Raw genomic sequence first — 20,334 nt, 5'->3', positions numbered from 1 at the left:
AGGCCGCTCAGGCCCGCACGGCGCCCGCGCGCTGCTGCAGGCGGAAGACGCGCACCGCGTCGTTCATCACCTGGGCCTGGGCCTGCAGGGAGCCCGCGGCGGCGGCGAGTTGCTCGACCATGGCCGAGTTCTGCTGGGTCACCGCGTCGAGCTGGCCCACGGCATGGTTGATCTGGCCCAGGCCCAGGGCCTGTTCCTGCGTGGCGTGGGTGATGTCGGCGATCAGGCCGTTGACCTGTTCGACCGACTGCACCACCTCGGTCATGGTCTTGCCGGTGCTGTGCACCAGCTCGCTGCCGGCGGTCACCTGGCCCGTCGACTCGTCGATCAGCGCCTTGATTTCCCTGGAGGCGGTCATGGTGCGCTGGGCCAGGCTGCGCACCTCGCCGGCCACCACCGCGAAACCCCGGCCCTGTTCACCCGCGCGCGCCGCTTCCACCGCCGCGTTCAGGGCCAGGATGTTGGTCTGGAAGGCGATGCCGTCGATCACGCCGATGATTTCGCCGATGCGCTTGGACGAGCGGCTGATGTCGTCCATGGTGTGGATCACGCGCGCCATGGCATCGTTGCCTTCGCGCGCCACGCTGGCCGAGCGCTGCGACAGCACCGAGGCCTCGCGCGAGGCGTTCGCGCTCTGCTGCACCGTGCTGCTGAGTTCTTCCACCGAAGCGGCGGTCTGCTCCAGGCTGCTGGCCTGCGACTCGGTGCGCGAGGACAGGTCCTGGTTGCCGGCGGCGATCTGGCTGGAGGCCACCTGCACACCCTCGACCTCGTGGCGCACGTCGGCCACGACGGCCTGCAGGTTCACATTGAGCTGGTTCAGGGCCTTCGTGAGTTCGCCGAATTCGCCATTGGCGTGGCCCTGGATGCGCGCGGAGAGATCCCCCGCGGCCATCTGGTTGGCAAAGGCCACCGCCCGTTGCAGGGGCGTGAGCATCTGCTGGCGCAGCAGGAGCGCGGCCACCGAGGCCACGGCGAGCAGGGCCACGCCGGCACCGAGGTGCGCCAGGGCGCCGAAGGGGGCGGCGAGTTCGCCCATGACCAGGCCCGCCGCCGCCATGCCCACCGAGCACAGCGCGATGCGTTTGCCCAGCGTGAGCCGGGTGATGTCCTGCAGCCGGCCGAGCCAGCCGCCCTGCACCACCTGCCCTTGCCGCAGCGAGAGGGTGGCGCGCCCGTCCTGGCCTTCGGCCTGCATGCGGGCATAGAGCGCTTCGGCCTGCTGCACCTTGTCGCGGCTGGGCGCGGTGCGCACCGACATGTAGCCCACGGTCCGGCCGTTTTCCAGCACCGGGGTGGCGTTGGCTTCCACCCAGTAGTGGTCGCCGTTCTTGCGCCGGTTTTTCACCAGCGCCGACCACGGCGAGCCGCTGGCCAGGGTGGCCCACATGTCCCGGAAGGCCTCGGTGGGCATGTCGGGGTGGCGCACGATGTTGTGCGGCTGCCCCAGGAGTTCTTCGCGATCGAAACCGCTCACGGCCACGAAGGCCGGGTTGCAGTAGGTGATGCGGCTTTGCAGGTCGGTGGTGGACACCAGCGTGACCCCTTCGGGGATCACGTATTCGTTGTGGGTGACGGGCAGGTTGTTGCGCATGGGATGGTCATCGGCCATTGCGGCCGAAACCGAAGGGAAAAAACGCAGCAGCCGGCCCAGACTGGCCGCGGTTTGACGCAGATCAAACCGCGGACCAGCCACCCCCGCCGGCTCAGGGCGCCGGTTCGAGGCTCATCACGGTGTAGGCGCCGTTGACCTTGTCCGCCGTGAAGCGCACCTTGTCGCCGGCCTTCACCTTGCCCAGCAGGGCCGGGTCGCGCGCCTGGAAGACCATGGTCATGGGCGGCATGTCCAGGTTCCTGATCTCGCCGTGCTTGAGCGTGATCTTGCCGGCGGCGGTGTCGACCTTGCGCACCTCGGCCTCGCTGGCCGGCAGCGCGCCGGCCGCCGCATCGCCCGAGGTCGGTTTGAAGCCGCCGGTGGCCGCGCCCGCGTGGCGCTGGAACACGCGCGAGCTGCCGTCGCGCTGCACCAGCAGCACGTCGTAGGCGTCGCGCCGATCGCCGTACACCGGGCCGTCCATGCCCGGGCTGCCCACCGGCATGCCGGGCACGGCCAGGCCGATCGCGTCGGGTTTCTCGGCAAGCAGGCGGCGGATCTCGCTGGCCGCCACATGGCCTTCGACCACGTAGCCACCGACCAGGGCGGTGTGGCACGAGCCGTACTTGGCGGGCAGGCCCAGGCGCTGGCGCACGGCGGTGTTGCCGGTGTCGAAGACCTGGACCTGGAAGCCGTCGGCGCGCATGAGCTCGACCCAGTCTTTGCAGCAGCCGCAGTTGGGGTCTTTCCAGACCTGCAGCGCAGGGGTGGCGGGCGTCTGGGCGAAGGCGCCGCTGGCCGCCAGGGACAGGCCGATCGCGGCGCTGAGCAGGTGTCGTCGTTGCATGGGGTGCTCCTGAAGGGTGGGCATCAGGCCTTGGGCTTGACGCGGATGGTGCCACGCATGCCGGCTTCGAAATGGCCGGCGATCAAGCAGGCGAACTCGAAATCGCCGGGGCGGTTGAAGGTCCAGACGATGTCGCCGGTCTTGCCGGCGGGCACGTGCGCCATGTAAGGCTCGTCGTGTGCCATGCCGGGGTGTTTCTTCATCATCTCGGCATGGGCCCGCAGGTCCGCGCCCGTGCCGAGCACGATCTCGTGCATCACCTTGCCCTTGTTGATGGCGCGCAGGCGCAGCGTCTCGCCCTCGCGCACCTCCAAGTGGTTGGGGCTGAGCTTCATGTCGTCGGTCATGCGGATGTCGATCGTGCGCGTGGCGGCGCCGGGTTCGCCCGCGATGCCCCAGGGCTTCTGCTCCTTGACCACCGTGCTGGCGGCTTTGCCGTGCTGGTCGCCGTGCGCGTGCGCGGCGGGCAGGGACAGGGCCCAGGGCAGGGCGAGCAGGCCGAGCTGGAACTGGCGGCGGGTGGTGGTGTTCGTCGTGTTCATGGTGTGTCCTTTCAAAAATGGAATCAGTGTTGGTGGTGGCCCGCGTCGGCGGCGGGTTTGCGCACGGTGGCGCTGGCGGGTGAGGATGCAGAAGGGGTCGGGCGCGCGGCCGCGGGTGCCGCGCCGGTCTCGACCAGGCGGGCCTGGGTGCCCGGCGGCATGGCGTAGGGTCCCGGATCGCTGTAGTCGCCGGCCTTCTGATCGGCGCGCACCTTGAAGGTGGTGAACATGCCGCCCATCTCGATCGGGCCGTAGGGGCCGGTGCCGGTCATCATGGGGAAGGTATTGGCGGGCAGCTCCATCTGCATCTCGCCCATGTCGGCCATGCCGCGCTCGCCCATCACCATGTAGTCGGGCGAGGCGCGCTGCAAGGGTTTGACCAGGCCTCGGTGGTCGGCGCCGATCATGGTCGGCACGCTGTGGCCCATGGCCCCCATGGTGTGGTGGCTCTTGTGGCAGTGCATGGCCCAGTCGCCCGGCTCGTCGGCCACGAACTCGATCTGCCGCATCTGGCCCACGGCCACGTCGGTCGTCACCTCGGGCCAGCGCGATCCCTTGGGCGTGGGGCCGCCGTCCGTGCCGCTCACCTCGAACTCGATGCCGTGGATGTGGATCGGGTGGTTGGTCATGGTGAGGTTGCCCACGCGCACGCGCACCCGCTCGCCCAGGCGCGCCACCAGCGGCGTGATGGCGGGGAACACGCGGCTGTTCCAGGCCCAGATGTTCTGCTCCAGCATGGTGTTGACCTGCGGCGTCATGCTGCCGGGCTCGACATCGAAGGCGTTGAGCAGGAAGCAGTAGTCGCGCTGCACGTCTTCAATCAAGGGATGCTTTTGCCTGGGGTGCGTGACCCAGAAGCCCATCATGCCCATGGCCATCTGCACCATCTCGTCGGCGTGCGGGTGGTACATGAAGGTGCCGGGTCGGCGCGCGGTGAACTCGTAGACGAAGGTCTTGCCTGCCGGGATGGCGGGCTGGTTCAGGCCGCCCACCCCGTCCATGCCATTGGGCAGGCGCTGGCCGTGCCAGTGGATGGTGGTGTGTTCCGGCAGTCGGTTGGTGACGTAGAGGCGCACGCGGTCGCCTTCCACCACCTCGATGGTCGGCCCCGGGCTCTGGCCGTTGTAGCCCCACATGTTGACCATGAAGCCGGGTGCCACCTCGCGCACCACGGGTTCGGCCACCAGGTGGAACTCCTTCACGCCCTTGTTCAGGCGCCAGGGCAGGGTCCAGCCGTTGAGCGTGACCACCGGGTTGTAGGGCCGGCCCGCACCGGTCACGCCCGGCGGCGTCCACGGCGCGGCGGTGTCGGCCGAGGTCTGCTGCACGGCTTCGGGCAGGGCGGCGAGCGCCACGCGGCTCACACTGGTGGCGGCGACCGCCGTGGCGGCCGCGCCGGCAAAAAAATGTCGTCGGTTGAGGGAGGGGGTCATGTCAGTGTCCTGCGGCGGCGGCCGTGCCATTGCCGGATGAAGAGGAGGGGGTGTCGGGGCCGGCGTAGTCGGCGCCGGCGAGCAGGGCCTGCCAGTCGGCCTGCGCGAGCCAGTAGCCACGGCGCGCCTGCAGCGCGGCATCGAGCGCGCCCATGCGCTCGCGTGCGCTGGCCAGCAGCTCCCAGGTGCTTTGCAGCATGCCGTTGTAGCGCAGCTGGGTGTCCTGCTCCAGGGCGGTCTGCAGTTGCGCCACCACGGTCTGCGCGTGCTGGGCGCTCGCATGGCGCACCTGCAGCGCGGTCCAGGCCTGGCGCGCCATGGAGCGCCGCTCGGCCGCCTGGCGCAGCAAGGCCGCTTCGGCGCTCACGGCGCGCTCCAGCGTGTGGTCGCGCAGCAGGCTCAGGTTGTCGATGCGGGGTGGCGCCGAGTCCGCGCCGGTGACGGTGTCGAGCGCGGCATCCACCGCCTCGTTCCAGGCCTGTCGGCGCGCGGGTGACGGTGGGGCGATGTCGCGCCCGGCCAGCAGCCGGCTCTGTGCCAGCGTCGGGTGACCGCGCAGCACGGCGGCTTCCAGCGCGGCCTCGCTCACGCCCTCGCCGGGCGAGGCTTTCGCGGGCAACTCCGGCAGGCTGGTGGGCAGCTGCTCGCCGAGTTGCGCCACGGCCTGCGCGTCCCACAGGCCCAGCAGGCGGGCCAGCCGCTCCTGCGCGGCCAGGGTGGTGCCGCGCGCGTTCACGCTGGCCTGCCAGGCGCTGGCCTCGATCAGTTGCTCGCGCATCTGCCGGGCCTGGCTCCAGTTGCCCGCCACCACCATGCGCCGGCCCAGCTCGCTGCCGGTGCGCGTGGCGTCCAGCACCTCGGCGAGCAGGCGCTCGCTCTGGCGCGCGGTCACGGCGTCGATCCAGGCGCGCTGCACGTCCCGCACGTGCGCCGCATAGGCCACGGCCACCTGGCGTTGAGCCAGGGGGTTCATGTCGGCGTGGGTGAAGAGCTCCGGCCGGTGCCGCAGCGAGAGCCGCAGCGCCTGCGTGAGGTCCAGGGTCGGCCCGCGCCGGGGCTCGGCGCGGGCTTCACCGGGCTGGGCCGATTCCCAGCGCAGCAGGTCGGCGTGGCCGCGCGGAAACTCGGCCACGCGCTGGTTGGCGCGTTGCCAGATCGCGCGCGCCGCGGCGATGTCGGTCGGTAGCGCGGGCAGCTCGGCGTTGCCGGTGGGCGGGAGCACCAGGGGCGGTGCGGTGACGGGGCGGGCCGGGTCGGCCGCGCCGAGGGCGTCGGAAGACTGCGCATGGGCCGACGCGAGGGCCAGGGCACAGCCGATGAAGAGGCCGGCCCGCGCGCGGGTGGGCCCAGGTGGCGACGTTCGCCAGAAAAGGGTCATGGAAATCTCCTGAAAACACAAACCAGCGCCCATCGCGCGCCCTCATCGGGCGGCGGCGGACGCACCTCGGGTGTGTGCGCTCAGGAAATGGGTGGCTTGATGCCTTGGTGCGGCTCGGAGCTGACGAAGCGCTCGGCCGGTGGCGCGAGCAGGCCGTGCCGTGGGGACAGGGTGGGCACGGCGGGCACCGAGAGCGCCATCGCCGGGCCGTTGCAGACCTCGCAGCTCTTGTGCGTGTGTTCGCCGCCGCCGTCGGCCTGCATGTCGGCACCGTGCTCGGTCATGCCGGCGGCGCCCTGGTCATGGCCCTGGGCGTGCCCGGCAGGCATGGCGTGGTCGGTGCCGGCCGCGGCGGGGTGGTGCATGGTGGCCTGCGCCGGCGCGACCAGCATCGACAGCGCCATGGCGTCGCCCATCCAGCCGCGAATCGGCAGCAGGGCGATCATGAGGGCGAGCAACAGGTGGCGCATGGACTGGAATGATACGGCGCGGGCCGATTTGGTTCCCGAGGTCAGGGCAACTGCGGCGCGACGCCGAAGCGCGGGGGTGGCGAGGGGAGGATCTCTTCCACCGGCGCGGGGGCCTTGGCCGCGCGCACCGCCACCTGCGGCGGCAGGGTCATGCCGCGCGCCTGCATCACCGCGCGCAGGCGGTCGGGGTAGTCGGTGATGATGCCGTCCACCCCCCAGTCGATCAGGCGCGCCATGTCCTGGGTGTCGTTCACCGTCCACGGGATCACGCGCAGCTCCAGCGAGCGGGCGCGCTGCAGCAGGTGCTGGTCGACGTCGTTGAAGTTGGGCGACCAGAGCTTGCCGCCCGCGGCGGCCACCATGCCGGGCGCGTCCTCGAAGTCGGCCAGCCGCAGGCCGGCCGTCCACTCGCTGCTCTTGAGCGTGTTGCGCGACGACAGGTAGGACAGCGGCATGCCGGGCGCGAGCTGGCTGCGCACCTTCTGGATGCGCCAGTCGAAGCTCTGCAGGCTCACGCGCTGGCTCATGCCATGGGCCTTGATGACCGCCAGCACCGCGCGCACGAAGGTGTCGGGGTGGGGGGATTCTTCCGGGCGGCTGGGGTTGATCTTGAGTTCGATGTTGAAGCGCACCTGGTGGGCGCCCAGCTGGCGCACGCGCTCGAACAGCGCGGCCAGGGTCGGGATGCGCTGGCCGTCCTGCGCCTGCTGCTCGGCGAAATCGCGCGCGTAGCGGCTGGCCGGGTTGATGCGGCCCACGTCCCAGGCGCCGATCTCGGCCAGCGTGAGGCGGTGGAAGGGCTGGCCGCGCGCCTGCAGCCAGCGGCCGTCGGCGTCGCGCGTGAGGTCGGGGTTGGGGGCGATGTCGTGCGAGATCACCGGCACGCCCTCGGCGCTGAGCACCACATCGAGTTCGAGCGTGCTCACGCCCACGGCCAGCGCGCGCTCGAAGGCCGCCAGGGTGTTTTCGGGAGCGAGGCCGCGCGCGCCGCGATGGCCCTGCACGTCGAATGCGAGCGCGGCGCTCGCGCACCACAGCGACAGGCCCAGGGCGGTGGTGCAGCTCCAGCGGATCCAGGTCAGGCGTTGCACGCCCTGCGGGGTGGGTTCGTTCATGGGGGCAGTCTGACAGCCTCCCATGTCCGATGCAAGACAGCTCAATGACCGAGGATTTTGGACAGGAAATCGCGGCTGCGTTCGTTCTGCGGGTGGTTGAAGAATTCGGTCGGCGTGTTCTGCTCGACGATCTGGCCCTGGTCCATGAAGATCACGCGGTCGGCCACTGCCTTGGCGAAGCCCATCTCGTGCGTCACGCAGATCATGGTGATGCCTTGGTTGGCCAGCTCGATCATCACGTCGAGCACTTCCTTGATCATCTCCGGGTCGAGCGCCGAGGTGGGCTCGTCGAACAGCATGATCTTGGGCGTGAGGCACAGCGCGCGCGCGATCGCCACGCGCTGCTGCTGCGCACCCGAGAGCTGCAGCGGGAACTTGTGGGCCTGCTCGGCGATGCGCACGCGCTGCAGCTGCTGCATCGCCTTTTCTTCCGCCTCCTTTTTCGGCAGCTTGCCGACCCACATGGGCGAGAGCGTGAGGTTCTCCAGCACGCTCAGGTGCGGGAACAGGTTGAACTGCTGGAACACCATGCCCACGTTCTTGCGCACGCGGTCGATCGCCTTGATGTCGTCGGTCAACTCGATGCCGTCCACCGTGAGCTGCCCCTGCTGGTGTTCCTCGAGCCGGTTGATGCAGCGGATCAGCGTGGACTTGCCCGAGCCCGAGGGCCCGCAGATCACGATGCGTTCGCCCCGGGCCACGTCCAGGTCGATGTCGCGCAGCACGTGGAAGTCGTTGCCGTACCACTTGTTGACCTTGTCGAATCGGATGATGGAATCGGACATGTGTGTTTTCTTTCAACGGGCCTTGCTGGCGCTGAGCTGTTTTTCGACCCACAGGCTGTAGCGCGACATCGAGAAACAGAACGTGAAATACACCAGGGTGATGAACAGGTAGGCCTCGATCTTGAAGGGCCGCCAGTTCACGTCGGAGTTCAGCGCGAGCGCCAGCGCGCCGGTGAGCTCGTAGAGCGAGACGATGGTGACCAGCGAGGTGTCCTTGAACACCGAGATGAAGTTGTTCATCATGCTCGGCACCACCATGGCCAGGGCCTGCGGCAGCACGATCTTGCGCTGCGTCTGCCAGTACGACAGGCCCAGCGTGTCGGCCGCTTCCAGCTGGCCCTTGGGGATGGCCTGCAGGCCGCCGCGGATGATCTCGGCCATGTAGGCCGCCGCGAACAGGGTGATGCCCACGATCACGCGCACCAGCACGTCCAGCGTCACGCCCTGCGGCATGAACAGCGGGAACATGAACGAGGCCATGAACAGCACCGAGATCAGCGGCACGCCGCGGATGAGCTCGATGTAGACGATGCAGGCCGAGCGGATCGCCGGCAGCTGGCTGCGCCGGCCCAGGGCCACCACGATGGAGAGCGGGAAGGCCATGAAGAGCGAGAGCGTGGCCAGCATCACCGTGAGCGGCAGGCCGCCCCAGAGGTCGGTGCGCACCGGGCTCAGGCCCAGCACGCCGCCGCGCATGAGCGTGAAGAACACCACCAGCACGCCGAGCCAGAGCAGCGGCAGCCAGGGCTTCCAGAAGGCGCGCATGCAGCTGAGCACCAGGCCGCCGAGCATGACGGCGGTGGCGATCAGCGGTCGCCATTGCTCGTCGTAGGGGTAGCGGCCGAACAGGATGATGCGGTACTTCTCAGTCACCACGCCCCAGCACGCGCCGATGCCGCGCGCGGCCTGGCAGGCGTCCGCGTCGTTGATGTAGACGGCCCGAAGGAGCGCCCATTGGGTCAGCCCGGGCAGCAGGTAGACGATGAGCGCGCCGACGAACAGCGTGGTGAGGGTGCTGCGCCAGTCGGCGAACAGGTTGCGCCGCGCCCAGGGCACGAAGCCGGTGGTCCTGACCGGCGAGGGGCGGGGCGCGATGGGCACATAGGTGTCGGCCATGCTCAGCGCTCCTGGATGCGCCCGCGCTGGTTGTACCAGTTCATGAAGGCCGAGGTGGACAGCGAAGTGGTCAGGTAGACCAGCATGATGATGGCGATGCACTCCACCGCGCGCCCGCTCTGGTTGATGGTGGTGTTCGCGATCGAGACCACGTCCGGGTAGCCCACCGCCACCGCGAGCGAGGAGTTCTTGGTGAGGTTGAGGTACTGGTTGGTCAGCGGCGGGATGATCACGCGCATGGCCTGCGGCAGGATCACCAGGTTCATCTTCTGCTTCGGGTTCAGGCCGAGCGCGGCCGCCGCTTCGTCCTGCCCGCGGCTGACCGACTGGATGCCGCCGCGCACCACCTCGGCGACGAAGGCCGAGGTGTAGATCACCAGGCCGATCAGGATCGGCCATGAACTCGGGCGTGGCGCTCACGCCGCCATCGACCATGAAGGCCAGCTGCTCGGGGATGTTCCATTCGCGCGGCATGCCGGCCACCAGCCAACCCACCAGCGCGAAGACCGCGATGAGCGCGATCGGCGCCCAAACGCGGTCGGCGTTCTGGCCGGTGCGCTCGAAGCGCTTCTGCACGCCCTGCCGCCACGCCCAGGCCGCCACCAGGCCCAGGCCCACGCCCGCCAGCACCTGGCCCACGCCAGCCGAGGGAAACGGGAACGAGAAACCGCCCTTGCTCAGGTAGAACAGGTGGCCCAGGTTCCAGGCTTCGTTGGAGGGTGGCAGCAGCTCGATGAACACCAGGTACCACATCAGCAGCTGCAGCAGGATGGGCACGTTGCGGAACACCTCCACGTAGCCGTAGCACAGGCCACGCACCAGCGCGTTGCGCGAGAAGCGGCCCACGCCGAGCAGCACGCCCAGCAGCGTGGTGAGCACGATGCCGATGACGGCGACCTTGAGCGTGTTGAGCACGCCCACCCAGATTGCCTTGCCGTAGCTCTCGCTCGGGCTGTAGGGAATCAGCGTCTCGCCGATGTCGAAACCGGCGGCGGCGCCCAGGAAGTCAAAGCCGCTCTGGATGCCGCGAACGCGCATGTTTTCCTGCGTGTTGTGCGCAAGAAACCACACGCCCGCGGCGATCAGGAGCAGGGCGATGGCCTGGAAGATGAGACCGCGCGTGGCCCGGCTGTTGAGCGACCACGTGCGTTTCTTCGGCGGTGGCGCGGCGCTCAACTCAGCGCACCGGCGGGGCGTACATCAGGCCGCCCTGGGTCCACAGGTTGTTGGTGCCGCGCGGCAGGCCGATGGCCGTCTTGGGGCCGACGTGGCGCTCGAACTGCTCGCCGTAGTTGCCGCCGGCCTTGATGGCGCGCAGCGCCCATTCCTTGTCCAGGCCCAGCAGCTTGCCGGTGTCTTCGGTGCCCGCGCCCACCAGCCGCATGATGTTGGGGTTGGTGCTGCTCTTCATGGAGTCGGCGTTGGCCTGGGTGACGCCGTATTCCTCGGCTTCGATCAGCGCGTAGCCGACCCACTTCACGATGCTGAAGAACTCATCGTCGCCGCGCCGCACGGCCGGGCCCAGCGGTTCCTTAGAAATCAGCTCGGGCAGGATCACGTGCTCGTCGGGCTTGGGCGTTTCCTTGGCGCGGATCGAGGCCAGGCCCGAGGCGTCGGTGGTGTAGGCCTGGCAGCGGCCGGCCACGTAGGCGGCGGTGGCGGCCTCGACCTTCTCGAACACCACGGGCTTGAGCGCGAGGTTGTTGGCGCGCGAGAAGTCGGTCAGGTTCAGCTCGGTGGTGGTGCCGGACTGCACGCACACCGTGGCGCCCTTGAGTGCCTTGGCGCTCTTCACGTTGAGCTTCTTGGGCACCATGAAGGCCTGGCCGTCGTAGAAGTTCACGCCGGTGAAGGTCAGGCCCAGCGAGGCGTCGCGCGTCAGCGTCCAGGTGGTGTTGCGCGCCAGCATGTCGACCTCGCCCGACTGCAGGGCGGTGAAGCGCTGCTGCGCGTTCAGCGGCACGTAGCGCACCTTGTCGGCGTTGGAGAGGATGGCGGCGGCCACGGCGCGGCACACGTCCACGTCCATGCCGCTCCACTTGCCCTGGCTGTCGGCGGCCGAGAAGCCCGCCAGACCGGTGTTCACCCCGCAGATCAGCTCGCCGCGTTTCTTGACCGCGTCGAGGTCCTTGCCGGCGTGGGCCGGCAGGCCGATCAGGGTGGCGGCTGTGCCCAGGCCCAGGGCCGCCAGTTTCAGGGAATGCTGTTTCATCGGGGTCTCTCCAGTGGTAAGTGAAAGGGCAATGGCCGTCCCGCGAAACGCACCTGTTGGGTGCATGTTGCGGTGGCGCACCGAAATGTAGACCCGCCTTTTTGGGGTAGGGATCGGGGTTTACGTGGGCGGATCATGCAAATTGCACATGAGGGCATCACGCTGCAGATTCCGTGCCATCGCGGTCTCTCGCGCGACAAACGCGGGTTTCGGCGGGCGAAGGCGCCCCGTATGCTTGTCCCACAACACCCGTCACGGAGACATGTGGTGAGCAGCACCACTCCACCGTCATGACGGGCAGACTACCTGCTGCGTCGGCACACACGCTTCCGGATCCAGTGGTGGTGGAGGCGGTGGTGGCGGGCAAAGCCGCCTCCTTTCCTCATACTCCGCTCGTTCCTCCAGATAGCGCTCATAGCGACGAAACTCTTCTGTCGCATGGGCGCGCTGGGCTGCCAGCCACGATTCATAGGCCTCCTGGTTCTGCAGCACGCCAGGTTTGATCGTGTAGGACTCATTCCACACGCGCTCACCCTGCATGCCCGTGAACCCGCGCAGGATGGCTCCCGACATGAAGCCGACCGATGCATCAGTTGCGCTGACGCCCACCACCCCCAGACGCAGGCCCAGATAAGTCATCGTATTCAAACGCACGACCGTGCCCTTCGGGGCGTCTTTGTACGCAGCCAGTTCCTCAGGCAACGCCGGACCATACGACCTATATCCGAGAGGCACTCTCTCGAAGACACATTCAAAAGTCGGCTGAGCGCTCGCCCATCCTTCCACGTGCTGTTCGCCCCACAAACACTGTCGAGAGCCACCCATGCCCTTCCCTTGGAAGAGCTTTCGGCTCCACCCACTCTTTGACTCTTCGGGTGGCGCGAGCGACCAATATCCACCACCTGCGCTGACGAACACCGTCGCAGCACTGCTTTGATCAACGACTTTCTCCAATACATGCGACGCATCGTCTGGCGTCCGCACCACCACAGGCGCCGAGCCACCCGTCCACGGACGGGCCACGAAATCCGGAAACGGCGGCATGGGTTGGCGCGGCGGCGACTCCAACCCCCGCAGTGCGGCCAACACATGTTCGCGAATGCGGCCAGCCGTGGGCACCGCGGGATTGAGGTAAATCTCAAGCAGCCCATGCCCGATCAGATCGCGCAGGCCATTGAGGCCTGCGGGTCGACTGAAATACGGAGGAATGTCCGTGGTGTTGGGAACCACGGCGCCCACGGTCCTCAAGCCATTGATGACCAAGTCCTTGTCGGCCAGCGTGTGTGGGCCGGACAACATCGGCGATGCTGGCGCTACATGCACCACCCTGACCGACTTCGCATCGGTCCTGCTGAGGGCATGCGCATAGGCCATGTTGACAAACAGATTGCCTTGCGAGTGCGCGAAGAAGAGCATCTTCTTCTCAAGGCGCGCCCAATGATCGATCTGTGCCCGGTGGCGACCGGCCACTTCGGCCATGTTCGGGTTCCCGAGGTTGGCGGTCAGCTCGGTCATCAGTGCCGCCCGAGACAGATCAAACAAGGAATCCAGAAAACCGACCAGACTGGGGATGGCCGACGTGATCGCTCGCCACCAAGCCCCCTCACCGCGCGTGGCAGAGAAGAACAGTTCGAAGCGGCCGGCCAGCAGGCCCCCATGTTCGTGAAGACGCTGGTCGAATGTCTCCACGAAATCGGCGAAGCCTTGGGTGTCGTTGTAGAACAGGTCGTACGTGATAGGTTCGCCGTTGGGGGTGGTAGATCCATAGAGAACAGAAATATGTTGACGCACCGCACGTTGCGCATCGCCTTCTTGCGTCTGAACTCCGTTGAAAAACCCGAACACCACTCCATTGCGCTCACATTGTTCTTGACCAAATGCATTCGACGCAGATATGACGCTGAGCACTAGTACCCATCGTCGCCACCACCCCAGAAGAGATCGGTCAGTCACAGCTATCCACCTTCGGCATCGAGGAAACAGAACCACTGCGAGCTGCGTTGTATGCGAGGAAGGCTTGGAGCCGCTCCTTGGTGTTGGTCGTCATTGCCTTGATTTCTTGAGCCATCTCCCAACTTTGTGTTGAGCCCTCTGGCCCGGAAAAAGCCAGTGATTCACACCCCACGGCCCTCCACGACGCTTGCGACACGCGCTCAAGCGCCACCGCATCGTTCTTGTCCACCAACAGCATTTGCTGTAACGCTCGCGCCGTCTGCATCGCAGCCTTTCTTTGTGCCGGGTCCGTGTACTTGCGATGAATGTGGGTCTCGATGTCATCCCGCACGCCGTTGCCATTCGCGTCCATGCCTTCAACGCTGGGCAGGCGCTCGAGCTTGGGCAATTCGCCGCTCGCTTCCAGTTGCTCGATCACTTGTTGAGGCGTGCGCGCTGCGTCGCCACCCTCCGCACGCTTGTCCCCCCCGCAACCAATTAGCGCGAGCGTCCCAATCAACGCGCTTACCCCCAGCCCCTTGGCGAACTTGCGACTTGGTTTCATTTCGATGTTCCTTCCTTGAATATTGCAGTTGCTGAGTGGTCGACACACGCCGAGTTCGACCACCGCCGAAGTGAATGTAGTCCAATAGAACTACGCATACTCCAGGGAGCATTGCCGCGGCGGCGTGCCCTGCTGGATGCATGAAAGACATGAAGTTGGATCGATCTGTGCCCGGTGGCGACCTGCCACTTCGGCCATGTTCGGGTTTCCGAGGTTGGCGGTCAGCTCGGTCATCAGTGCCGCCCGAGACAGATCAAACAAGGAATCGAGAAAACCGACCAGACTCGGAATGGCCGACGTTATCGCTCGCCACCAAGCCCCCTCACCGCGGGTGGCAGAGAAGAACAGTTCGAAGCGGCCGGCCAGCAGGCCACCATGTTCGTGGAGACGCTGGTCGAACGTCTCCACGAAATCGGCGAAGCCTTGGGTGTCGTTGTAGAAGAGGTCGTGGGTGATGGGTTCGTCGTTGGGGGTTACCTCTCCGAAGACTTTGCGTATTTCGCGACGCGCATCATTCGCCTGCAGGTATGTCGTTTGTACGCCATTGAAGAAGCCCAAGGTAACGCCGCTCCTGTCGCACGGCTCTTGACTCATGGCGGAATGGTGCATCAACAATCCGCAGATCGTTGCGCGCAATAGGCGGTTGCGAAGCAGCATCTCAATCACAGCCGCGACTTTCATAGGACGAAGTTACGGAGCCACTTACAGCCTTGTTGAACGCAAGGTACGCATTCAGCCTCTCTTTGGTATTGGTGGTGATGGACTCCAACTCGTTGGACATCCGATAGCGGTGCTTCTCGTTGTCGGCTCCTGCAAAGATGTCAAAAGAACAGTCAACCGCTTTGGCTATTGCCTGTGCTGCCGCAGTACTTGCGATGAATGTGGGTCTCGATGTCATCCCGCACACCATTGCCATTCGCGTCCATGCCTTCAACGCTGGGCAGGCGCTCAAGCTTGGGCAGCTCACCACTCGCTTCCAGTTGCTCGATCACTTGTTGGGGTGTGCGCGCTGCGTCGCCACCCTCCGCACGCTTGTCTCCCCCGCAACCAGCCAGCGCGAGCGTCCCAATCAACGCGCTCACCCCCAGCCCCTTGGCCAACTTGCGACCCTGTTTCATTTCAATGCCCTCCTTGAATATTGCAACTGCTGAGTGGTCGACACATGCCGCGTTCGACTCCAGTCAAAGTAAATGTAGTCCAATAGAACTACACATACTCCAGGGAGCATTGCTGCAGCTGCGTGCCCTGTTGGATGCATGAAAGACATGAACTTGGATCGTAGGGGTCGTCATTGCCCTGATTTCTTGAGCCATCTCCCAACTTTGTTTTGAGCTGCCATCGCGGTCTCTCGCGCGACAAACGCGGGTTTCGGCGGGCGGAGGCGCCCCGTATGCTTGTCCCACAACACCCATAACGGAGACATGTGATGAGCAGCACCACCGAAGGCGGGCGCGCCGCGTCCACGCCCGATCCGCACGCGCACCACCGCTTCTGGCCCACGCGCCTGCCGCACCGCATCACCACGCCCGCCACCTCGCTCTGGTGCAACCTGGACGTGAGCGCGCAGCGTTACCCGGACAAGCCCGCGCTGGTGTTCTTCGATCACGTGCTCAGCTACCGCGAGCTGCGCGCGCAGGTGGAGCGCCTGGCGGCGCACCTGCGGCAGCAGGGTGTGCAGGACGGCGACCGCGTGATCCTGTTCATGCAGAACTGCCCGCAGTGGGTGGTGGCGCACTTCGCCATCCTGCGCGCCAACGCGGTGGTGGTGCCGGTCAACCCCATGAATCGGGCCGAGGAGCTCAAGCACTACCTGATCGATCCCGACGCGCGCGTGGCGCATCGCCGCGGCCGACCTGGCCGGTGAACTGCTCAAGGCCAACAGCGAGGTGCGCGAGGGCGACCGCCTGCGCCACCTCGTGGTCTCGCACTACAGCGACGCCATCGGCCCGGCCGCCGAGATCCCACCGGCCTGGGCCGACTGGCTGGGCACGCGCCACCCCACACCCTCGCTGCCCGGCGGCACGGTGAGCGACTGGGCCGAGGCGCTGGCCTGCGGCGGCAGCGCGCCCGCGCACAACCGGGGCCCGGACGACCTCGCCGTGCTGCCCTACACCAGTGGCACCACCGGCCTGCCCAAGGGCTGCATGCACCCGCACCGCACCCTCATGCACAACGCGGTGGGCGTGGGCCTGTGGACCAACAGCACGTCGGAGAACGTGGGCCTGCTGGTGGTGCCCATGTTCCACATCACCGGCATGGTGGCCGGCATGCACGCGGGCGTGTACAACGGCGCGACCATGGTGGTGATGCCGCGCTGGGACCGCGAGCTCGCCGGCCGGCTCATCTCGCGCTGGCGCTGCACCCACTGGACCAACATCCCCACCATGGTGATCGACCTGCTGGCCAGCCCGAACTTCGACCAGTACGACCTCTCCAGCCTGGTGCTGGTGGGCGGCGGCGGCGCGGCCATGCCGCAGGCCGTGGCGCAGCGCCTGCTCGACCAGTTCGGCCTGCGCTACTCGGAAGGTTATGGCCTGACCGAGACCGCCGCGCCCTCGCACAACAACCCGCCCGACCACCCCAAGCAGCAATGCCTGGGCATTCCTTTCCTGGGCACCGACGCGCGCGTGGTCGACCCGATCACGCTGCAGGAAATGCCGCAGGGTGAGGCGGGCGAGATCATCATCCACGGCCCCGAGGTGTTCGACGGTTACTGGAAACGCCCCGAGGCCACCGAGGCCGCCTTCATCACCTTCGAAGGCAAGCGCTTCTTCCGCTCGGGCGACCTCGGCCGGGTGGACGAGGACGGTTACTACTTCATCACCGACCGGCTCAAACGCATGATCAACGCCAGCGGCTTCAAGGTCTGGCCGGCCGAGGTCGAGGCGCTGATGTTCCGGCACCCGGCGATCGCCGAGGCCTGCGTGATCGCGACCCAGGACGCCTACCGGGGCGAGAGCGTCAAGGCGGTGGTGGTGCTGCGCGAAGCCGCGCGCGGACAGACCAGCGAGCAGGCCATCCTGGACTGGTGCCGCGAGAACATGGCGGCCTACAAGTGCCCGCGCACGGTGGAGTTCGTCACCGCGCTGCCCAAGAGCGGCAGCGGCAAGGTGATGTGGCGCCTGCTGCAGGAGCAGGAGGCCGCGAAGGCACCGCCCAGCACCGCCTGAGGTTCAGCCCGACAGCTCCGGGTGTTTCGAGAACAGCTCGGCGACCCATTCCACGAAGGCCCGCACCTTGGCGCTGAGGTGGCGGTTCGGCGGGTACACCACGTAGAGCGGAATGGTGTGGGTCGACCAGTCGGCGAGCACCCGCACCAGCTCGCCGCGCTCGATCAGCGGCACGGCGGTGAAGGCCCCCATCTGCGCCACGCCCAGGCCCGCGAGCACCGCCGCGGTCATGGCGTTGCTCTCGTTGACGGACAGCCGGGTCGGGCCCGTGATCTCCACCGTCTGGCCGTCCTTCTCGAACTCGTTGATGAAGGGGCGGCCGTTGCGCGGGGAGAAGTAGTTCAGCATCGTGTGCTCGCTGCCCAGCTGGTCCGGGTGCGTGGGCGTGCCGTGCGCCTGGAGGTAAGCCGGCGAGGCCACGGTCATCAGCGCCATGTTCGCGACGCGCCGGGCCACGAGCGACTGGTCCAGCAGTTCGCCGCCGCGGATCACGCAGTCCACGTTGTCGGCGATGAGGTCCACCGCGCGGTCGGAGACACCCAGGTCGAGCTGGATGTCGGGGTAGCGGCGGTAGAAGTCGGCGAGCGCGGGAATGATGATGTGCTGCGCCACCGAGGTCCCCACGTCCACGCGCAGGCGCCCGCTGGGGCTGGCCTGGGCGTTGGTCATGCTGGCCTCGATGTCGTCGAGGTCGTTGAGCACGCGGGCCGTGCGCTCGTAGTACGCCGCGCCATCGGGCGTGACGGTCACGCGCCGGGTGGTGCGGTTGAGCAGCTTGACCTTCAGCCGCGACTCCAGGTGCTGCACCATCTTCGTCACCGTGCCCTTGGGCAGGTCCAGCGACTCGGCCGCCTTGGTGAAGGTGCCGGCCTCCACCACCCGCGCAAATACCCTGATCGATTGGATCTGATCCATGCCCTCTGTCCTTGATGTGCTTTGTGGCGGGATTGTTCATGCAATGGAAACAGACAACTGGCGGCAGGTGGCTTTATCCGCAGAAAGGGTGTGTCTATAGTTCAGGTCATGGTTTCAACTGCCTCATCCTCTGCCGCCGTGCCGCCCGCACGCACCTTGTCGGTGCCTGGCAAGCCCCCGCTGGCGCTGCGCGTCTGGGGCGCGAAGCCGCGCGGCGGCGTGGTGCCGCTGGTGCTGCACTTCCATGGTGGCGCCTTCATCTCGGGCGATCTGGACAGCGGCGCCTGCCTGGCCGAGCTGCTGGCGAGCTCGGGCGCGGTGGTGGCGTCATTGGCCTATCCGCTGGCGCCGGCGCACCGGTTTCCCGATGCGGTGGAGGCCGGCTACACCACGCTGGAATGGCTGTTCAAGCAGCGCACGCGCCTGGCGGGCACGGGCGCGCCGCTGTTCGTCGCGGGTGAGGAGGCCGGCGGCAACATCGCGGCGGCCGTGGCGATGATGGTGCGCGACCGCGCGCACCCGCCGCTGGCCGGCCAGATCCTCGTCGCGCCCATGCTGGACCCGTGCGGTGCCACGCCCTCGCTGCGCCAGACCATGGGCGAATCCACCGGCTGCAAGTGGATGGATGGCTGGCAGCAGTACCTGCGCGGCCCGATGGACGCGGAACACCCCTATGCCGTGCCCTGCCGCGCGCAACGGCTGGCCGGCCTGCCGCCCGCGCTGATCCTCACCGGTGGCGACGACCCGATGCGCGACGAGGCCCTGGCCTACGCCGATCGCCTGCGCGAGGCGGGCATCGCGGTGCACAGCGGCCTGCTGCCCCCCACCACCGGCTGGCCCGAGTCGCTGAGCGAACAGCCCGCCGGGGAATGTCCGTGCGCCATCGAGGTGCGTGGTCACGTCCGGGCCTTCTTCCAGGCCGCGACGCCCCCGCCGTCCTGACGGACCCGCACCCCCCTTTCCCATCCACCTGAAATGCCCACCCCGGTGATCCACCGGGGGCGGCCCCGTTCGCCCTCAAAAAGGAAAAAACATGTCCGACCTGTCCCAATTCAAGCGCCGCGTCTGGTGGCCCACCGCCGCCGCCCTGGCCGTCCTCATCGTCGCGGGCGTCGTGCTCGTCCAGGAAGCGAGCCCGGCCCGGGCCAGCGCACCGGTGGGCGCACCCCCGCCCATGCCGGTCTCCGTGGCCACCGTGGCCGAGAGCGACGTGGCCGCCTGGCAGGAGTTCTCCGGCCGCCTCGAGGCGGTCGAGCGGGTGGACATCCGCTCCCGTGTGGCCGGTGTGGTGCAGGCCACGCATTTCCGCGAAGGCGCGCTGGTGCGCAAGGGCGACCTGCTGGTGTCCATCGACCCCGCGCCCTACGAAGCCGAGTTCGCGCGCGCCGAGGCCCAGGTCATCGCCGCGCAGGCCCGCGTGACCCACGCCAGCAACGAACACGCCCGTTCGCGCCGCCTGTGGGACGACAAGGCGATCGCCCAGCGCGAGCTGGACGACCGCGAGAACGTGCTGCGCGAAGCCGAGGCCAACCTCAAGGCCGCGCAGGCGCAGCTGCAGGCCGCGCGCCTGAGCCTGGGCTACACCCAGGTGCGCGCGCCGGTGGCGGGGCGCATCGGCAAGCTGGAGGTGACCGTGGGCAACCTGGTCGCCGCCGGCCCCGGCGCGCCGGTGCTCACCACCCTGGTCTCGGTCAGCCCGATCTACGCCAGCTTCGATGCCGATGAAAGAACCGTCTCCGGCGCGCTGCAGGGCCTGGCCGGCGGCGCGCGCCCGGCGGTCGAGCGCATTCCCGTGCAGATGGGCACCTCGGCCACCAGCGACACGCCTTACGCCGGCCAGCTGCAGCTGATCGACAACCAGGTCGACCCGCGCAGCGGCACGGTGCGCGTGCGCGCCGTGTTCGACAACAAGGACGGGCGCCTGATGCCCGGGCAGTTCGCGCGCATCCGCATGGGCCAGCCGCAGACCGCGCGCACCCTGCTGGTGAGCGAGCGCGCCGTCGGCACCGACCAGGACAAGAAATACGTGCTGGTGGTGGGCGAGGGCGACAAGACCGAGTACCGCGAGGTCACGCTGGGCGCGCCGGTCGACGGCCTGCGCACCGTGCTCAGCGGCCTCAAACCCGGTGAGCGCATCGTCGTCAACGGCCTGCAGCGCGTGCGCCCGGGCGACGTGGTGCAACCGCAAGCCGTGCCCATGAACAATGCCCGCGCCGGCACGCCCGAGCGCGCGGTGGCGGTGGCCAGGTCCTGAGCCCCG

At 67.7% G+C, this 20,334-nt stretch carries 17 protein-coding genes and 4 pseudogenes; 3 read left to right on the top strand and 18 right to left on the bottom strand.

Features of this window, described 5'->3' with window-relative positions; all coding sequences use genetic code 11:
- Nucleotides 1-7: 7 nt before the first annotated feature.
- The 17 genes and pseudogenes from ACFJI0_RS15860 to ACFJI0_RS15780 form a co-directional block, all read right to left on the bottom strand.
- The gene (locus tag ACFJI0_RS15860; protein WP_382321024.1) at nt 8-1,594 is read right to left on the bottom strand and encodes a methyl-accepting chemotaxis protein; all 1,587 of its coding nucleotides are present in this window, start codon (nt 1,592-1,594) and stop codon (nt 8-10) included.
- A gap of 112 nt (nt 1,595-1,706) precedes the next feature.
- A pseudogene (locus ACFJI0_RS15855) lies at nt 1,707-1,856 on the bottom strand (copper-binding protein); the annotation flags it as partial.
- A 132-nt stretch (nt 1,857-1,988) separates the two neighbouring features.
- Nucleotides 1,989-2,441: pseudogene (locus ACFJI0_RS15850) on the bottom strand (DUF411 domain-containing protein); the annotation flags it as partial.
- A gap of 23 nt (nt 2,442-2,464) precedes the next feature.
- The gene (locus tag ACFJI0_RS15845; RefSeq protein WP_382321021.1) at nt 2,465-2,983 is read right to left on the bottom strand and encodes a plastocyanin/azurin family copper-binding protein; all 519 of its coding nucleotides are present in this window, start codon (nt 2,981-2,983) and stop codon (nt 2,465-2,467) included.
- Between the two features lie 23 nt (nt 2,984-3,006).
- Nucleotides 3,007-4,416, bottom strand: a complete 1,410-nt coding sequence (locus ACFJI0_RS15840; protein WP_382321019.1) for a multicopper oxidase family protein — start codon at nt 4,414-4,416, stop codon at nt 3,007-3,009.
- Nucleotide 4,417: 1 nt separating this feature from the next.
- Nucleotides 4,418-5,794 carry a hypothetical protein gene (locus tag ACFJI0_RS15835; protein WP_382321017.1) on the bottom strand — a complete coding sequence of 459 codons (1,377 nt, stop codon included), beginning with the start codon at nt 5,792-5,794 and terminating at the stop codon, nt 4,418-4,420.
- A gap of 80 nt (nt 5,795-5,874) precedes the next feature.
- Nucleotides 5,875-6,264: a hypothetical protein gene (locus ACFJI0_RS15830; protein ID WP_382321016.1), complete on the bottom strand. Its 390-nt coding sequence runs from the start codon at nt 6,262-6,264 to the stop codon at nt 5,875-5,877.
- 41 nt (nt 6,265-6,305) lie between these two features.
- Nucleotides 6,306-7,379, bottom strand: a complete 1,074-nt coding sequence (locus ACFJI0_RS15825; RefSeq protein ID WP_382321014.1) for a glycerophosphodiester phosphodiesterase — start codon at nt 7,377-7,379, stop codon at nt 6,306-6,308.
- A gap of 41 nt (nt 7,380-7,420) precedes the next feature.
- Nucleotides 7,421-8,164: an amino acid ABC transporter ATP-binding protein gene (locus ACFJI0_RS15820; protein WP_382321012.1), complete on the bottom strand. Its 744-nt coding sequence runs from the start codon at nt 8,162-8,164 to the stop codon at nt 7,421-7,423.
- Between the two features lie 12 nt (nt 8,165-8,176).
- A complete protein-coding gene (locus tag ACFJI0_RS15815; RefSeq protein ID WP_382325681.1) occupies nt 8,177-9,280 on the bottom strand; it encodes an amino acid ABC transporter permease in 1,104 nt (367 codons plus the stop codon).
- 2 nt (nt 9,281-9,282) lie between these two features.
- Nucleotides 9,283-9,624 (bottom strand): ABC transporter permease subunit, encoded by a 342-nt coding sequence (locus ACFJI0_RS15810; RefSeq protein ID WP_382325679.1) that lies wholly within the window; start codon nt 9,622-9,624, stop codon nt 9,283-9,285.
- A 454-nt stretch (nt 9,625-10,078) separates the two neighbouring features.
- Nucleotides 10,079-10,318, bottom strand: a pseudogene (locus ACFJI0_RS15805) (amino acid ABC transporter permease); the annotation flags it as partial.
- A 139-nt stretch (nt 10,319-10,457) separates the two neighbouring features.
- Nucleotides 10,458-11,492, bottom strand: coding sequence for an amino acid ABC transporter substrate-binding protein (locus tag ACFJI0_RS15800; protein WP_382321010.1), 1,035 nt, complete (start codon nt 11,490-11,492; stop codon nt 10,458-10,460).
- A gap of 288 nt (nt 11,493-11,780) precedes the next feature.
- Nucleotides 11,781-13,400 (bottom strand): hypothetical protein, encoded by a 1,620-nt coding sequence (locus tag ACFJI0_RS15795; protein ID WP_382321008.1) that lies wholly within the window; start codon nt 13,398-13,400, stop codon nt 11,781-11,783.
- A gap of 37 nt (nt 13,401-13,437) precedes the next feature.
- Nucleotides 13,438-13,989: a hypothetical protein gene (locus tag ACFJI0_RS15790; RefSeq protein ID WP_382321006.1), complete on the bottom strand. Its 552-nt coding sequence runs from the start codon at nt 13,987-13,989 to the stop codon at nt 13,438-13,440.
- Between the two features lie 90 nt (nt 13,990-14,079).
- The gene (locus tag ACFJI0_RS15785; protein WP_382321004.1) at nt 14,080-14,670 is read right to left on the bottom strand and encodes a hypothetical protein; all 591 of its coding nucleotides are present in this window, start codon (nt 14,668-14,670) and stop codon (nt 14,080-14,082) included.
- A gap of 152 nt (nt 14,671-14,822) precedes the next feature.
- A complete protein-coding gene (locus ACFJI0_RS15780; RefSeq protein WP_382321002.1) occupies nt 14,823-15,107 on the bottom strand; it encodes a hypothetical protein in 285 nt (94 codons plus the stop codon).
- A 308-nt stretch (nt 15,108-15,415) separates the two neighbouring features.
- Here ACFJI0_RS15780 and ACFJI0_RS15775 point away from each other — a divergent pair.
- Nucleotides 15,416-17,159 (top strand): annotated as a pseudogene (locus tag ACFJI0_RS15775) (long-chain fatty acid--CoA ligase).
- A 3-nt stretch (nt 17,160-17,162) separates the two neighbouring features.
- On the opposite strand, the gene ACFJI0_RS15770 reads toward ACFJI0_RS15775, so the two are convergent.
- Nucleotides 17,163-18,074, bottom strand: coding sequence for a LysR family transcriptional regulator (locus tag ACFJI0_RS15770; protein WP_382156226.1), 912 nt, complete (start codon nt 18,072-18,074; stop codon nt 17,163-17,165).
- Nucleotides 18,075-18,182: 108 nt separating this feature from the next.
- Between ACFJI0_RS15770 and ACFJI0_RS15765 the strand changes: the two genes are divergently transcribed.
- Both ACFJI0_RS15765 and ACFJI0_RS15760 read left to right on the top strand, forming a co-directional pair.
- Nucleotides 18,183-19,016, top strand: coding sequence for an alpha/beta hydrolase (locus ACFJI0_RS15765; protein ID WP_382321000.1), 834 nt, complete (start codon nt 18,183-18,185; stop codon nt 19,014-19,016).
- Nucleotides 19,017-19,107: 91 nt separating this feature from the next.
- Complete coding sequence (locus ACFJI0_RS15760) at nt 19,108-20,328, top strand: efflux RND transporter periplasmic adaptor subunit (RefSeq protein ID WP_382320998.1); 1,221 nt, start codon at nt 19,108-19,110, stop codon at nt 20,326-20,328.
- Nucleotides 20,329-20,334: the final 6 nt, after the last annotated feature.

It is taken from the genome of Hydrogenophaga sp. UC242_53, from assembly GCF_042696965.1.
Lineage (GTDB): Bacteria > Pseudomonadota > Gammaproteobacteria > Burkholderiales > Burkholderiaceae_C > Hydrogenophaga.
The sequence above is the reverse complement of the archived record's forward strand: the minus strand, read 5'-3'. Positions and strand labels throughout refer to the sequence as shown.

Excerpts from the sequence above, each read along its gene's own strand:
- ACFJI0_RS15860 (WP_382321024.1), bottom strand. The coding sequence starts at position 1,594 with ATGCGCAACAACCTGCCCGTCACCCACAACGAATACGTGATCCCCGAA.
- ACFJI0_RS15845 (WP_382321021.1), bottom strand. The coding sequence starts at position 2,983 with ATGAACACGACGAACACCACCACCCGCCGCCAGTTCCAGCTCGGCCTG.
- ACFJI0_RS15840 (WP_382321019.1), bottom strand. The coding sequence starts at position 4,416 with ATGACCCCCTCCCTCAACCGACGACATTTTTTTGCCGGCGCGGCCGCC.
- ACFJI0_RS15835 (WP_382321017.1), bottom strand. The coding sequence starts at position 5,794 with ATGACCCTTTTCTGGCGAACGTCGCCACCTGGGCCCACCCGCGCGCGG.
- ACFJI0_RS15830 (WP_382321016.1), bottom strand. The coding sequence starts at position 6,264 with ATGCGCCACCTGTTGCTCGCCCTCATGATCGCCCTGCTGCCGATTCGC.
- ACFJI0_RS15825 (WP_382321014.1), bottom strand. The coding sequence starts at position 7,379 with ATGAACGAACCCACCCCGCAGGGCGTGCAACGCCTGACCTGGATCCGC.
- ACFJI0_RS15820 (WP_382321012.1), bottom strand. The coding sequence starts at position 8,164 with ATGTCCGATTCCATCATCCGATTCGACAAGGTCAACAAGTGGTACGGC.
- ACFJI0_RS15815 (WP_382325681.1), bottom strand. The coding sequence starts at position 9,280 with ATGGCCGACACCTATGTGCCCATCGCGCCCCGCCCCTCGCCGGTCAGG.
- ACFJI0_RS15800 (WP_382321010.1), bottom strand. The coding sequence starts at position 11,492 with ATGAAACAGCATTCCCTGAAACTGGCGGCCCTGGGCCTGGGCACAGCC.
- ACFJI0_RS15790 (WP_382321006.1), bottom strand. The coding sequence starts at position 13,989 with ATGAAACCAAGTCGCAAGTTCGCCAAGGGGCTGGGGGTAAGCGCGTTG.
- ACFJI0_RS15785 (WP_382321004.1), bottom strand. The coding sequence starts at position 14,670 with ATGAAAGTCGCGGCTGTGATTGAGATGCTGCTTCGCAACCGCCTATTG.
- ACFJI0_RS15780 (WP_382321002.1), bottom strand. The coding sequence starts at position 15,107 with ATGAAACAGGGTCGCAAGTTGGCCAAGGGGCTGGGGGTGAGCGCGTTG.
- ACFJI0_RS15770 (WP_382156226.1), bottom strand. The coding sequence starts at position 18,074 with ATGGATCAGATCCAATCGATCAGGGTATTTGCGCGGGTGGTGGAGGCC.
- ACFJI0_RS15765 (WP_382321000.1), top strand. The coding sequence starts at position 18,183 with ATGGTTTCAACTGCCTCATCCTCTGCCGCCGTGCCGCCCGCACGCACC.
- ACFJI0_RS15760 (WP_382320998.1), top strand. The coding sequence starts at position 19,108 with ATGTCCGACCTGTCCCAATTCAAGCGCCGCGTCTGGTGGCCCACCGCC.